General features: G+C 41.0%; 15 protein-coding genes. 5 read left to right on the top strand and 10 right to left on the bottom strand.

Translation table 11 applies throughout. The annotated features are described in order from the left end of the window. From ACFQ1G_RS05530 to ACFQ1G_RS05545, 4 genes are all read right to left on the bottom strand, one after another. Positions 1-2,085: an amino acid carrier protein gene (locus ACFQ1G_RS05530; protein ID WP_380737395.1), complete on the bottom strand. Its 2,085-nt coding sequence runs from the start codon at positions 2,083-2,085 to the stop codon at positions 1-3. A gap of 150 nt (positions 2,086-2,235) precedes the next feature. Next, positions 2,236-2,466: a PspC domain-containing protein gene (locus tag ACFQ1G_RS05535; protein ID WP_380737397.1), complete on the bottom strand. Its 231-nt coding sequence runs from the start codon at positions 2,464-2,466 to the stop codon at positions 2,236-2,238. Between the two features lie 12 nt (positions 2,467-2,478). Next, the gene (locus tag ACFQ1G_RS05540; RefSeq protein ID WP_380737399.1) at positions 2,479-3,765 is read right to left on the bottom strand and encodes a DUF2851 family protein; all 1,287 of its coding nucleotides are present in this window, start codon (positions 3,763-3,765) and stop codon (positions 2,479-2,481) included. A gap of 62 nt (positions 3,766-3,827) precedes the next feature. After that, positions 3,828-4,526: an SGNH/GDSL hydrolase family protein gene (locus ACFQ1G_RS05545; RefSeq protein WP_380737401.1), complete on the bottom strand. Its 699-nt coding sequence runs from the start codon at positions 4,524-4,526 to the stop codon at positions 3,828-3,830. Positions 4,527-4,695: 169 nt separating this feature from the next. On the opposite strand from ACFQ1G_RS05545, the gene ACFQ1G_RS05550 reads away from it, so the two are divergent. Together ACFQ1G_RS05550 and ACFQ1G_RS05555 are read left to right on the top strand one after the other, a co-directional pair. After that, positions 4,696-4,875, top strand: coding sequence for a hypothetical protein (locus tag ACFQ1G_RS05550; protein ID WP_380737403.1), 180 nt, complete (start codon positions 4,696-4,698; stop codon positions 4,873-4,875). Beyond that, positions 4,872-5,246: a hypothetical protein gene (locus ACFQ1G_RS05555; RefSeq protein ID WP_380737405.1), complete on the top strand. Its 375-nt coding sequence runs from the start codon at positions 4,872-4,874 to the stop codon at positions 5,244-5,246. Before ACFQ1G_RS05550 ends, ACFQ1G_RS05555 begins: the two co-directional genes overlap by 4 nt. A 69-nt stretch (positions 5,247-5,315) precedes the next feature. On the opposite strand, the gene ACFQ1G_RS05560 is transcribed toward ACFQ1G_RS05555, so the two are convergent. Next, on the bottom strand, positions 5,316-6,296 hold the full coding sequence (locus ACFQ1G_RS05560; protein WP_380737406.1) for a PLP-dependent cysteine synthase family protein: 981 nt from the start codon (positions 6,294-6,296) through the stop codon (positions 5,316-5,318). Between the two features lie 95 nt (positions 6,297-6,391). Then, positions 6,392-7,627, bottom strand: a complete 1,236-nt coding sequence (locus tag ACFQ1G_RS05565; RefSeq protein ID WP_380737408.1) for an ABC transporter permease — start codon at positions 7,625-7,627, stop codon at positions 6,392-6,394. A gap of 9 nt (positions 7,628-7,636) precedes the next feature. Between ACFQ1G_RS05565 and ACFQ1G_RS05570 the strand changes: the two genes are divergently transcribed. Then, positions 7,637-8,866, top strand: a complete 1,230-nt coding sequence (locus tag ACFQ1G_RS05570; RefSeq protein WP_380737410.1) for an exo-beta-N-acetylmuramidase NamZ family protein — start codon at positions 7,637-7,639, stop codon at positions 8,864-8,866. Between the two features lie 53 nt (positions 8,867-8,919). On the opposite strand, the gene ACFQ1G_RS05575 is transcribed toward ACFQ1G_RS05570, so the two are convergent. Together ACFQ1G_RS05575 and ACFQ1G_RS05580 are read right to left on the bottom strand one after the other, a co-directional pair. Continuing rightward, entirely contained in the window at positions 8,920-9,282 is a 363-nt protein-coding gene (locus ACFQ1G_RS05575) for a four helix bundle protein (protein WP_380737412.1), read from the bottom strand. A 70-nt stretch (positions 9,283-9,352) separates the two neighbouring features. Next, positions 9,353-9,844 (bottom strand): YkgJ family cysteine cluster protein, encoded by a 492-nt coding sequence (locus ACFQ1G_RS05580; RefSeq protein WP_380737414.1) that lies wholly within the window; start codon positions 9,842-9,844, stop codon positions 9,353-9,355. Between the two features lie 26 nt (positions 9,845-9,870). On the opposite strand from ACFQ1G_RS05580, the gene ACFQ1G_RS05585 reads away from it, so the two are divergent. Continuing rightward, positions 9,871-10,605 (top strand): class I SAM-dependent methyltransferase, encoded by a 735-nt coding sequence (locus tag ACFQ1G_RS05585; RefSeq protein ID WP_380737416.1) that lies wholly within the window; start codon positions 9,871-9,873, stop codon positions 10,603-10,605. 7 nt (positions 10,606-10,612) lie between these two features. After that, positions 10,613-11,359 (top strand): hypothetical protein, encoded by a 747-nt coding sequence (locus ACFQ1G_RS05590; RefSeq protein WP_380737418.1) that lies wholly within the window; start codon positions 10,613-10,615, stop codon positions 11,357-11,359. Between the two features lie 157 nt (positions 11,360-11,516). Here ACFQ1G_RS05590 and ACFQ1G_RS05595 read toward each other — a convergent pair whose 3' ends face one another. Further along, complete coding sequence (locus tag ACFQ1G_RS05595; RefSeq protein WP_380737420.1) at positions 11,517-13,139, bottom strand: amidohydrolase; 1,623 nt, start codon at positions 13,137-13,139, stop codon at positions 11,517-11,519. Between the two features lie 82 nt (positions 13,140-13,221). Continuing rightward, on the bottom strand, positions 13,222-14,349 hold the full coding sequence (locus ACFQ1G_RS05600; RefSeq protein WP_380737422.1) for a hypothetical protein: 1,128 nt from the start codon (positions 14,347-14,349) through the stop codon (positions 13,222-13,224). Between the last annotated feature and the right edge of the window lie 132 nt (positions 14,350-14,481).

The raw sequence follows: 14,481 nt of genomic DNA on the forward strand, positions 1-14,481 counted from the left end.
TTAAGAGGCCTTCTTCACTTTTTTCTTTTCAGGTTTGTGAAAAAGCTCACCGTCTTTCAATTTACGAAGATATTCGTTGAGATCATTTTTCACTTCACCAGACATGATATAAAGTCCAATAATGTTAGGGAATGACATGGCAAGGATCATCATATCTGAGAAATCCAGTACAGCCCCTAAACTTACAGAAGCTCCAATCACTACAAATACCAGGAAGAAAGACTTGTAGACAAGCTCTGTTCTTCGGCTTTTTCCGAATAAATAGGTCCAGGCCCTCATTCCATAGTAAGACCATGAGATCATTGTAGAGAAAGCGAACAGGAATACTGCGGTTGCCAGAACATATGGGAACCAGGAGATCACACTACCAAAGGCGCTAGATGTCAATTCAACTCCTCCTATTCCTTCTACTTCGTGCATTCCGGTAAAGATCAGTACTAATGCAGTAAGTGTACACACTACAACCGTATCAATAAATGGTTCAAGAAGAGATACAAATCCTTCAGACGGAGGATTATTGGTCTTTGCAGCGGAGTGAGCGATCGCAGCAGATCCAACCCCGGCCTCATTCGAGAATGCCGCTCTTTGGAATCCTACAATCAACACTCCTATCACACCACCTTTCAAGGCACTCGGGCTAAAAGCTCCGTCGATGATCGCTGAAAAAGCAGGACCAATATTTTCAATGTTTACCCCAATCACGGTAAGGGCTCCCAAGACATATACCGCCGCCATGAAAGGAACGATCTTTTCTGTCACTTTCGCGATACTGGAAATCCCTCCAATAATCACGATACCAACTACTACAGCAACGATCAATCCGAAGATAAATCCGTTTCCTTCAAGAATTGGAAACTGACCTGCAAGGATCACGAAAGACTGGTTAGCCTGGAACATGTTACCTCCACCAAAAGAGGCTCCAATAGCAAGGATTGCGAAGAATACAGCCAGCACTTTTCCAAGGCCGTTCATATTTCTTCTTTCAAGACCATATCTAAGGTAGTTCATTGGCCCACCAAATACACGCCCTTCACTATTGATAAAACGATATTTAACACCTAAGGTACATTCGACAAATTTTGAGGACATTCCTAAAAGACCGGCAATGATCATCCAGAAAGTAGCTCCCGCTCCTCCTAAAGAGACAGCAACAGCAACCCCGGCAATGTTTCCAAGACCTACGGTTCCTGATACAGCTGTAGCAAGAGCCTGGAAGTGGGTCACCTGCCCCGGCGCATCGGGATCGTCATATTTTCCACGTGCAAGATTTAATGAGTGTTTAAATCCGCGTATATTGATAAAGCCCATTCTTAAAGTAAAGAATAAAGCTCCAAACACAAGCCAAACCACGATGAACGGAATATCCTTTGTTTGAGGGTCTCCGTTAGGGTGCAACAACGCAATCGGCTCATCATATTTAATTGCAGCAAGGTATTGAGCTCCCTGCTCGATAATGTGCTCTTTGTTTTCTGAGTTATAGATCACGCCTCCTTCAGGCACCAAATACGACAGTGTCCCGTTAGCGTTGGCGTATGCCGTAGCATCTTCACCATCCATAGCAACAACAGCGATAGCATCTCCTTCTTTCACCTGGGCTCCTTCTGCTATCAGCCATTCTTTCAATACGAATTTTGCATCTACAGTAGCTGACCAGCGAGGTGCAGGCACTCTCTTAAGGTCTGCATATACTACAGGATCATAGATCCCTAAGGCCGAAAAAGGATCCCAAAAGAGAACGCTCCCCATGCTCTCAACAATTGGAGCAAATGTTCCGTTAAAGTGCTCTGTGATAGCTTGAGCCGGCACAGTATATTCTTTAGTCACAGAATTGCCAGCAGCATCAGTAACTGTCACAGAATAAGGCACCCCCTCTACCAGACCTTCAGATCTTGGAGAATCTAAAGGAGTAGATTGACTGGACCACTTGTAAGTATAAGGTGGTGTTCCCCCTTCAACATTCAATTCTACAAAACCGTTATTAATTACTTTTGATGGATTTTCAACCTCAGCATCAACTGTTAGCTCTTGCGCATACAAACTGAAAACTGAAATGGAAAATAAAAATGAAAGCAAGTACTTTCTCATAAGATCTAATTAAAAATTTAATTAAGGATTTTTTTCGGCGAAGCAAGATGCTAAAAAAATTAACGTTTTCAAATTTTCCTGAGTTAAATTGCAAAGAAAACGTTAATCCATCTCAGGTAATAAGCAGATTTGACCGATTCCGCAGAAGCGTCACAAATCAAATACGGATGTTCTTTTTGCATAGATCATATCCTTAAATTTTAAAAGAAATGCAAGGGTAAGATATACGGCAAAACCAAAACCAAAAGTAGCGAAGGACAGGTAAATAAAGAAAAGACGGACATTTTTGGCCCGCATTCCTAATTTATCTGCGAACCTTGAGGAAACATAGAATCCATGTCTCTCAAAGTAGCTCCGTATCTGGTTTACCATCTGCTGCATGTCACAAAGATATTAAATTCGAGGTTGTTCTTTTAAAATTTTTAATCCCAGACTGCAATGAAGGCACCGGTTGTTATCACAATACTCCTTTTTTAGTCGTAAAAGCGCCTGGGAATGCAGGGCTGTAATTCCTGTTTTCGGCCTAATCGAGTTAAAACCATTGACCACCACATTAGATTCTACTTTCAATTTGCGCATTATACCAAGCATGACCTCTTCTTTATCAGCCACACCCACTTTCTTATAGTACAAAAATTTTAACGGAATAATGGTATTAATGATCAGAAGGTCAGTAAATGCGGTACTGACAGGCTTCCGTCTTTCAGAATGCGGTTTCGCAAAAGTATAATGTGTCTTCCAGAATTCACTGGCTTCCGTCTTGAGAATATTCCTTAACTCATCTATTTCTTCAGCTTCATTAATGTCTGAAAAGAGTCCAGACCTACTCTCATAAATTCCTGCCAGCTGAGAAAAACGTATTTCGGGAAAATTATCTGGCCGTAACCTGAAATATTTTACTGGAATTTCAGCTTTTTTCAGACTGAATTTATTCTGAAGGAATTCGTATTTCCGCCGCAGAGAGTGAAAATATGGTTCTTCATGTCCATCTTCCAGCAAACCTGATTGCCCAAAAAGTATCGCCTCGAAACCGGTTCTTTCTTTCATGCATTTCCTAACAACGGAAAATGGAATGGAGTCGGCAGTACTTAAAAAAGCATCCCCGTTTATATTCAACCCGAAGTTTTTGGCCAGCATTTTAAAAAGAACTTCTTCCCAGTCTCCCGATGATCTATTCAACAGCTCTTCGATCACAGCCGATTTCTTTTCAAGCCGTTCTACATAGAGACGCTCCAGCCAGTTCTCAATCACAAAATCATCTATAGAAGGGAAATCCCGCTCGCAGTTTATCCATTTTTGATCTTTTGCAAGCAGATCCTCATACCGTACGAGAGCATCTTTCTGAACAAAATTCTTAAGCTCCAGTACCGGAATTACGGTATCATTTTTCCGGTACACTTCAGAATCATGTTCCCACACTACGTGAAGGATCACGCTGTCATAGGCGGGATCTTCATGGTGTGCATGCCTGTACCAGTCTGAAGCTCTGATATGGATCTCCACATTTCCGGCCCATTGCTGCTTACCTATTACAATACGGGAATTAAAAAAATCAGGGCCGGACAAAAAATTATGAGTTCCGGTATTAAGAATAGTTATGGGAAAACCTTCAGAGGTGGTCAAAGAAATATTCTTCCATTTCTGAAATTTCCATAAATAGTGTAAGTAGTCCTCCTGCATCAAATAAAAATAAAACATTTATCCTTATGATGCTGAATTACAGCTATTTATTGATAAAAAAGTCAACTCCCGGCAGCAGCCTTGGCTAAAACCTCATCCACAAATTCTTCTACCCACAGACTGTACATATCCCCGCTGGGATGAAGATCATCTGAAGCCACCAGATTTTTTTCTTCTAAACCTTTTTCCGAGATGGGAGTAATATTGTAAAAGTCAATTTCATATTTCCGGGCTACCTGCTCAAAAACCGAATTGAATTCCGCTATTTCACGACCAATTTCCTCGGCTCGAGGCTCACCGTAAGGAGTCGCTCCATAATCTGGGATACTCACTACAAAAACACCGTCTTTCCCCCTTTTAGAGTGATTAATGGCCTGTTGAAAGATCTCGTGGAGATCGGCTTCGTATGCTTCAATTGATTTTCCCTGATATTGGTTATTAACACCGATCAAAACCGAAACAAGATCAAATTTTTCCTGATCCAGTTTCTGGTCCATTGCCCCCAACAAGTCACCTGTAGTCCATCCTGTTTTTGCGATGATGACCGGATAGTTCACATTTATTTCCCGATCACGCAGGCTGTCCACCAACTGAACCGGCCAACGCATTTCAGGTTCCACACTTTCCCCTATGGTATAAGAATCTCCCAGGGCAAGGTAACTTAAAGAGCTTTCATGCTCTTCATTCATATTTTCAGGGGAATTCTCTTTGCAGCCAAATAACAGCACAGATAATAAAATTGGTAATAGAATTCTCTTCATAATCTGAATTTTTAGAATCACTAAAATATATTTTCTTAAGCAATAGCCAACCTCCTTTAGTACTTTTACCGCATACAGGTAAATGATTATATCTTAATCCCGGGTTAAACAGGCTGGGATGACAGTATGATTGAGGTGAAAATTTTATCTTACTAAAAATTTAATAACTATGGAACCTTCCGAACGGGCACCAGAGGAGAAAAAAGCTATAAAGCAACAACAACAGACTCCTTTAAAAAAGGAAAGTAAATTCATAAAGGGCCTTAGAAAGGTTGGGTTTAATGTATGGCTGGCGGTTATGATCATTGGAGGTGCACTGGCATTTATTACAGCTCTGTTCCTGATATGAAAAGAATCAATCTATTATTTTGGCTTTCTTTCGGAATATTTCTTCTGAATCTGCTTCTTCTGCGGCTCCCTGTACAGCTACCGGCATTTTTCTCCTCGCATTTGAACGACCTGTTGTGTATGCCTATAGTTTTAAGTATATGTCATTATATTATCCGGAAAATGAATCCAGATAAAAACCTTAAGATCAATCTTTTTTCAGCCTTTTCCCTGGCCGCATTATATGCTGTTTATTTTGAATTTTACCTGCCCCGGATAACAGAAAGGTACACCTATGATGTTGTGGATATATTTCTATATTTTACAGGCGCTTTTATCTTCTGGCTGGCCCAACAAACTGATGCGCCAAAAAAAATTCAGCAAAACGAATAAAAAAAGCCACCTTTGGCAAGGCAGCTTTCTATGTGCATAGAGTCCTAAACCCGGACTCCTCAATCTTAATTATTCAATATATCCTTTTTCACGCATCCAGTCATCGTTGAACATTTTTCCAACGTAACGGCTTCCGTGGTCATGGAATAAAACGACTACAACATCATCTTTTTTGAAATGTTCCTTCAGTTGAAGTAAACCTTTCATAGCTGCTCCTGCACTGTTCCCAAGGAACATTCCTTCTTCCTTCGCCAGTCTTTGAGTGTAGATCGCAGCATCCTTATCGGTCACTTTGGTAAATCCGTCAATAATGTCGAAATCCACATTCTTCGGAAGTATATCTTCTCCAATACCTTCTGTAACATAAGGGTAGATCTCTTTTTCATCAAATTCCCCGGTCTCGTGGTATTTTTTAAAAACCGAACCATAGGTATCAATCCCCCAAACTTTGATGTTCGGGTTTTGTTCTTTTAAATATTTTCCAACTCCGGAAATAGTTCCGCCGGTACCAACACCTACTACGAAATGAGTGATTTTTCCATCGGTCTGTTTCCAGATCTCAGGCCCGGTAGTTTCATAGTGAGCCTTTCGGTTTGAAAGGTTATCATATTGATTTACGTACCAGGAATTCGGAGTTTCTTCTGCCAGTCTTTTAGAAGTAGAATAATAAGACCTTGGATCGTCAGGCTCTACATCTGTAGGGCAAACTATGACCTCGCTCCCAACAGCTCTAAGAATATCGACCTTTTCTTTGGATTGTTTATCGGCCATCACACAGACCATTTTGTAACCTTTTACAATGGCGACAAGGGCTAGGCCCATTCCAGTATTTCCGGAAGTACCTTCTATAATAGTTCCACCCGGTTTCAACAGTCCGGCAGCCTCAGCATCCTCGATCATTTTAACCGCCATACGGTCTTTAACCGAGTTTCCGGGATTGAAGGTTTCATATTTAGCAAGTACCAAGGCATCGATCTCTTCAGCAAGTTTATTGATCTTCACTAAAGGGGTGTTCCCGATGGTACCTAAGATATTTTCAGCGTATTCCATAACAAAATTTTTGCGGCTGCAAAGGTAACAAAAAAAGCAGGTTTTAAAATAGGTCGCAAAAAGCTGAAGCACATTACTTTCAAAAAAGGTAAATCCTAATCAAATTTCATGGCTTTGACGGGCGTAATACGCGTGATGATGAAGGACGGTACCAGCAGCATCAGCATACATAGTATCAATGTACCAACATTAACTCCTACGATATATTCCCAGCCAATGTAGACAGGAGCTTCGGTCACATAGTAAGTTTGAGGGTTAAGAGGAATAAGCTCCAGATATTTTTGAGCGAAGAGCAATCCTAATCCAATCAGGTTACCCCAAAAGAGACCTAAAAGTATAAGGTATCCCGCATTGTAAAGGAAGATCTTCCGAATACTCCAGTCATTACTCCCTAAAGCTTTCAGGATGCCTATCATTTGGGTGCGTTCCAGGATCAATACCAGTAAAGCGGTAATCATATTGATACCTGCCACCAGGATCATGATCCCGATAATAAGAGCGATATTGAAATCGAAAAGGGATAACCATTCAAAAATGGAAAAATATTTCTGCTTTATAGTTCGTGTATCAAGGAAGGAACCGGTATTCTCATAGATCTGCCTGCCCTTTTCGTCAAGTTCACTAAAATCCTCCAGGAAGACCTCAAAGTTCCCTACTTCATTTTTCTCCCATTTATTCAATCGTTGAATATGTCTGATATCTGCGATCATATAGAGCTCATCAAACTCCTGAAAACCCGAACTGTAAATTCCTGTTACTTCAAAGGCACGCAATAATGGAGTTTTGCGGCTGTCTTCTCTCAAAAAGTACGTAACCACCTTATCCCCTACTTTGAAGCCCAAACGTCTGGCGATATATTCTGAAATAAGCACCTGCTCATTCAGCCCATCTGAATATTCGGGCAACTCACCCTCTATCAGAAAGTCTTTAAAGTAGTCCCATTTATAATCGGTGCCAACACCTTTTATGATAATACCTTCAAAATCTGAAGCCGTCCGTATCACCCCTCCTTTATATGCGGTAGCCTGCACGTGAGAAATTCCCTCAACCGAAGTGAATTCGGGATAAAAATCCTGATCCAGAGAAATAGGCTTCAGGGAAACCTGGGAATTGTTATTATCGTAGTTGGAAATGGTGATATGACCGGTAAAAGCCGACATTTTTTCCCGAATCTTCTGCTGTAAACCAATTCCGGTCGCGAAGGCCACCAGCATCATGATAACCCCAATAGCAATTGCCACAATGGCAATTTTTATTATAGGAGCCGAAATGCTACTTTTGTGTTGCTTCGCACTTATCAGGCGCCTGGCTATAAAAAATTCAAGATTCAAGAGTCGCTTATGATTTTAAGATTTTTCAAAAGTACATTTTTATTCGTACTTGTCAGCATCACCGCTTGCGGAAACACTTCCGCGGAAAAAGAGAACAACAAAGAAACAGTACAGGATTCCGTTTCTGTACAGCAGGCCCGAATCGTAATGGGCGCCGAAAGAGTAGGCGAATATCTACCCCTTTTTAAAGGTAAAAAAGTAGGGTTCGTCGGAAATCAAACCAGTATCATTCCTGCTGAAGGACAACCTATGCACCTGGTAGATTTCCTGCTTGGTTTTGAGGTTGACCTGAAAACCGTTTTTGCACCCGAGCATGGTTTCAGAGGAACCGCAGATGCCGGGGAAGTCGTTAAAGACGGAAAGGATCCCAAAACCGGACTACCCATCATCTCTTTATATGGAGACAACAAGAAACCATCAGCCGAACAATTAAAGGACCTTGATATTCTCATTTTTGACATCCAGGATGTAGGCGCGCGATTCTACACCTACATTTCTACCCTTCACTACGTGATGGAGGCCGCTGCCGAAAATAATATCCCGGTACTCGTTTTTGACAGACCGAATCCGAACGGACATTATATTGACGGACCAATCCTCGAGCCAGATCATAAGAGTTTTGTGGGCATGCATACCGTTCCTGTGGTTCACGGGATGACCATTGGGGAATATGCTAAAATGGTGAACGGTGAAAAATGGCTGAAAAACGGAATCCAGGCTGATCTTACCATTATTGAAATGGAAAATTATGATCACTCAAGATCGTATGACCTCCCGGTAAAGCCTTCTCCCAACCTACCCAACGCACAGGCGATCAATTTATATCCCAGCCTTTGCTTTTTTGAAGGCACCAATGTCAATGCCGGAAGAGGAACCAGCAAACAATTCCAGGTTTTCGGATCTCCATATTTACCTGCCGAAAAATACGCCTTCATTTATACACCTAAATCTAATGAGGGTGCGAAATCACCTAAGCATTTAGGTGAAGAATGCTTTGGAAAAGACCTTACTCAACATCCAAAATTGAGTAAGATCAACCTGGAATGGCTGATAAATGCCTTTCAAAACACTTCAGACCAAAAGGTATTCTTCAACAGTTTCTTTACAAAATTAGCAGGAACTACCAAGTTGCAAACCCAGATCGAAGAAGGTTTGACGTCTGAAGAGATCAGAGAAATATGGAAACCGGGATTAGAGAGGTTCAAGATCGTTAGGCAAAAGTATTTGTCGTATCCTTAAAAGGTTAAAATGAGTGGGTTCCAGGTTGCAAGTTGCAGGTTATATCAAGTTCTCTAGGAGTTTTCTACATACCTAATAAATGCCAGGATCTTGGAACCTAGTATTTCGTAATCTGATTTTAAGGTCTTATGATCTTGCATAATTTCAGGATACAAATAATTTAGCTTTTCTAAATGACAAATCGTTTCATCACTGCTTGAATGCGCATAAATAAGAAACTTTAAAAAATCTGCTTTATATTTCTTTCTACCATATCCTTCGACAATATTAGTTACGATTGAGTCAGAAGATCTTCGGACTTGACTACCTAACTTATATAATTCATATTTAGGCAACTGAAGGCTCAAAGGATGAAGTTGGTAGAAAAGTTGAAGAGAAGAAGTATAAATTTCGAGATCCCTGTACGATTTAGCCATTACTTTTGGTTTTACTGTAAAGTACAACAAGAACTTACAACATGCAACAAGCAACTTGCAACTTGAAACTTTAAGGCAACCGTTTCTTCATCTCCTCCACTATATTGAAAGCTGCGGGACAGATCGCGACATTTTTCATGGTGAGATTACTTATTTTATGGAAGTCTTTTCGATTGGTATGAGGGAATTCACTGCAGGCCTTTGGACGAACATCATAGATCATACAGTAGTTCTCCGCATCAAGAAAAGTACAGGGCACTTCCTGTAATACGTAATCATTCTCTTCATCTATCCTTAGATACTGGTCAATGAATTGCTGAGGCTTCAGTTTAAGAAATTTTGAAATGCGCTCAATGTCCTTATTAGTGAAAAGCGGACCCGTGGTTTTACAGCAATTCGCGCATTTAAGGCAGTCTGTTCGCTCAAACTCCTCATCGTGAATCTCTTGCATTTGCTGATCTAAATGCCTGGGAGGCTTCTTTTTAAGCTTAGAAAAAAACTTTTTATTCTCCTTATGCTTATCTTTGGCCCTTTGCGGGAGCCCATTTATTTCTTCCTGCATGTTGCAAAGATAAAAAGAACACAAGCTTGAACAACGAAAAAAATGATCCCGATATCTTCGGAAAAGCCATAAAAGCCTATTTTGAATCGGGAGACGAGGAGGATATCACAGTGCACTCTCCCGACTTTGATGACGATGTCATCCCTGTACCTTATTTATTCAGAAGCTATAAAGAAATGCCTCCTTTGGAAAAAAAGGCTCTGACATTAGCTAAAGGTCGGGTTTTGGATGTTGGTTGCGGCGCCGGAAGCCATGTACTTTACCTTCAGAAAGAAAAAAAGCTAGCAGTTACGGCCATCGATACTTCCGAAGGAGCGATAGAAATATGTAAAAAGCGTGGGATCACAGACGCCAGAAAACTCGCTTTTGAAGATCTTTCCGAAGAAAAATATGACACCATTCTTATGCTTATGAACGGCACCGGAATAGTGGGTAAAATGAGAAATCTGGATGCCTTCTTTAAAAAATTAAGATCCCTGCTGAATCCGGAAGGGCAGGTTTTAATAGATTCTTCAGACCTGGTTTACCTATTTGACACCGATGAAGACGGCGGAGTTTGGGTAGATGCCGCGCATGGGTATTATGGGGAACTTACCTACTCTTTGAGTTATAAAGGGGAAACTTCAAAAACCTTTGATTGGCTGTACCTTGATTTTGATTCATTATATTTAGCTTCGGCCAAGAATGGATTTAATTGTGAACTGGTGAAGAAAGGGGAACATTATGACTACCTGGCCCGTTTAACTTTAAAAAAATCTTAAGCACCTGATGAAAATAAAATCTCAGATACTTTCCCTACTTAGCGTGTTCTTTTTACTGGTTGTTTCCTGTTCAACAGAAGAGGAAGTAGCACCAGATGATCGTCCTTTAGGGGTTTCTGCGAGGTCTTTCCTGAGTGATGAGAGTTACACTTCTTTAGAGGTCGAGATGGTATATGTGACCGGTTATGAGCCTTCTCAAAATTCCATTTCCACCCTGGAAACATTTCTGAAAAAATACCTGAACAAACCCGGCGGAGTCTCCATCAAAACGAGAGCTATTGCCGCACCGGGAGCAGGCACATATTCCCTTTCTGAAATCAGGAATGTTGAGGAGGAACAGCGTACTGTCTTCACTTCAGGAAATAAACTCAGCACTTTTATTTTCATCGCCGATAATAAAAGTGATTCCTCAACCGGGGAAAACGTGATCCTGGGCAAAGCTTACAGAAACACTTCTATGGTGATCTTTCAAAAAGAGATCAGGGAATTGGCCTCCAGCCTTGGCACCGTTTCAAGTGATGAGATCCAGGCCACCACCATCAAGCATGAATTCGGGCACCTCTTTGGCCTTGTAAATAACGGAACTCCCGCCCAAACCCTTCATGAAGACCAGGATCCGGAGAATAAAGCGCATTGCGATGTTGAAAGTTGCTTAATGGCCGCTTTACAGGATTTCGGAAACCAGTCCGCTACCGGAAGCCTCGATTTTGATGAGCACTGTCATCGAGATCTTATAGCGAATGGTGGAAAATAAAAAAGCCTGCCAGAGGAGCGAAAATTACGTCAACCTGAACTGGTTTCAGGTTCTTCCTGGTTTTAAGATTCAAATCAATAGACTCTGAAATAAATTCAGAGTGACGCCATAAGATCACTTTTCCAACGGCCTTTCCGTTACTCCCCAAAAAAGGCCTTTAAAACACCTTTTCTCCTCCTAAATAAGTTGAATTCACTTTTATATTAGGAATTTCATTCTCCGGGATCTCCATGATATCCTGTTCGAGAATAACAAAATCAGCAAATTTTCCGGGTTCAATGCTACCCTTTTCATCTTCTTCAAAATTACTATAGGCCGCCCAGATGGTCATCCCTTTTAAGGTCTCCTCCCTACTCAACGCCTGCTCTTTCATATATCCTCCTTCGGGATAGTCTTTCGTGTCCTTTCTTGCAACGGAAGCGTAAAAGGTCAAAAACGGACTTACTTTTTCCACCGGAAAATCTGTTCCTAAGGCGATTATTCCGGCTTGATCCAGTAATTGCTTATAAGCGTAAGCGCCTTTTTCACGTTCCTCCCCCAGCCTGTCCTTGGCCCAGTACATATCACTGGTAGCATGGGTAGGTTGTACAGAAGGAATAATATTCTTGCTGAAGTAACCGAAATCTTCCTGGTCGATCACCTGGGAATGCTCCACTTTCCAACGACGATCTCCTTCTTTCCCCATCAAAGAATCATAGGTCTTTAAAACCACATAATTGGCAGAGTCTCCTATGGCGTGAGTATTCATTTGATATTCTGAATTAGCGATACGCTCTGCGGTCCTTTTAAAATCATCTACCGAAGATAATAAGGCTCCAAAGTGATTGTGCTTGTCTGAATAAGGCTCTTTTAAAGCCGCGCCACGAGAACCTAAGGCTCCGTCAGCATAGAATTTTACCGAACGAACGTTCAGCCTGTCTGTTTTATAAGGTTCTTTATCCAGGTAATAATCTAGATTTTCAGGAGTATTGCTGATCATCGCGTAGATCCTCATCTTAAGATCCCCTTTCTGCTGAAGACTATCGATCAATTCGATGGTGCTTCTATCCAGTCCGGCGTCATTTATCGTAGTAAGACCATACTGAAAAGCCATTTTTTGAGCATCCAGTAAAGCGGTAGCTTCTGTCTGTTTTCCTGCTTTCGGAATCGCATTTTCAACAAGCATCATTGGATTATCGATAAGGATCCCCGTTAGTTTGCCGTTCTTCTTTTCGATCTCTCCACCTTCCGCAGGAGTTTCGAAAGTAATACCTGCGGCATTTAGAGCCGCCTGGTTAGCCAGCAATGCATGACCATCAATACGGGTGATTGCCACCGGAGTATCAGGAAAAAGAATGTCCAAAGTATCTTTTACGGGAAATTCCTTTTCCTCCCAGTCATTCTGATCCCATCCTCTGCCTACGATGAAATCAACTTTCTTTTCCTTTTGAAAATCGGTTATTCTTTTGACTACTTCTTCAAAGCTATTAGTTTCAGTAAGATCAACATGCTGCAACTGCATTCCAAGTCCGTAGAAATGAGCGTGGGCATCAATGAATCCCGGAAATACTGTTTTTCCCTGGGCATCAATTTTTTCTTTGGCTTTATATTTTTTCGATAAATCTTTCGAAATACCTATCTCAACGAACTTACCGTCATGTACCGCAAAAGCTTCCGCTTTGGAAAAATCTGAATCAACTGTGTATATTCTAGCGTTAACCACTAACAGGTCAACTTCTTCCTTTTTTTCACATGACGCGAGCATTCCGAAGAAAAGGGAAACAAAGAGTATTTTTTTCATAATTAAAACTTGAATTAGGTAAAAATAAAAAATGCGCCCTTAAAAAAAGAGCGCATTTGACTTTTATTAAAATTTATACTGTTTACCAGCTTGTCAGGGCATCGATAATCACAGTACGTATTTCTTCGTTGGCACCAGCTGCAAGGGCAACCGAAATGAAAAGACCGGTCATGGCTGCAGAGAAATCTCTGAAGATCATTTTTCCTGCTTTCTTGCGGTGCTTCTTACCTTTCTTGGTTCTGGCAAGACTTATAGCGATTTCACGCCCTCCAATTATCCCTAGGAAAACCCAGGTGGTACTCATTGGAACGGTACTGATGAATAACTTGTATATTAACAGGATCACATAGGTGGCATCTACAAGAGTTGCAGCTCTTACGTCTGAAATTCTTGCTTTCTCACTTACTACTTCCTGGATCTTATCTCCCCTCAGGTAAAATAACAAACCAAGACCTGCAAAAATGGTTAAGGCGAAGATCGAGAATTGGAATACATCAAGTTGTCTTGGTAAGAAAACCGCGATGTTCGCACCATCCTGCATTACCCATACACCCCAAAGTGTACCTGAAACAACCCATTGAACGATATTCCAGCTCTTATTGAACTTTCGGCTTTTAAAGTATTTCTTGATAAGGTTATAGGAGAAGTACCAAACCAGGAAGGATAGTACAAACGCCATGATATATCCCGTCCAACTCTTCCAAACTACCGAAGTGATCCCCGAAGTATTTGCACTGAACACACTTAAAATAAGGAAAGTGGTCGACACAGGCATTCTCATCCTGGTAAGAATAAGCAGTACTAAAGGTGCGATGATCTGGAAGAAACTAAAGGTTTCAGGATGCGGATATTTAGTAGTCCCGTCAGGGCTTAAAAGTCTTTGATAGGTAACGTCCCCATCAAAATAAACCCAGCTAAAAGTAACTGTGAGAAGGAATATCCCTCCAATGAACAACCAAAGTTTCCACCATTGTTTGTCTTTATTACTCTCAATAAATGTTCCCAATGACTGAATACTGTCATTGGCTACTGTTGCATAGGCCGCAAAAAAGAAACCAAGCCACATTCCTGTCTGACTTCCTGCCATAACTCCCGCCAAGGCAAGGCCTATTATTACAATAAACAGGAACGTCTTTTCCTGCACCATAAAGTCCAGGATATTCAAATAAGGCCTGTCCCTTTTTACACGTGTAAATTTCTTTTTTGCCATTTTCTTGTAGAGAGTTTAAATCGCTTACAATATAAGCTTGTAAAATAGTTTTTATTTCTGATTTTTTATAGAACTGCAAAAATACCTACTTAGCCTAAATTTTGATTTAAATTCAATGTTATGTAATTGTTA

The organism is Salinimicrobium gaetbulicola, from assembly GCF_042676025.1.
Lineage (GTDB): Bacteria > Bacteroidota > Bacteroidia > Flavobacteriales > Flavobacteriaceae > Salinimicrobium > Salinimicrobium gaetbulicola.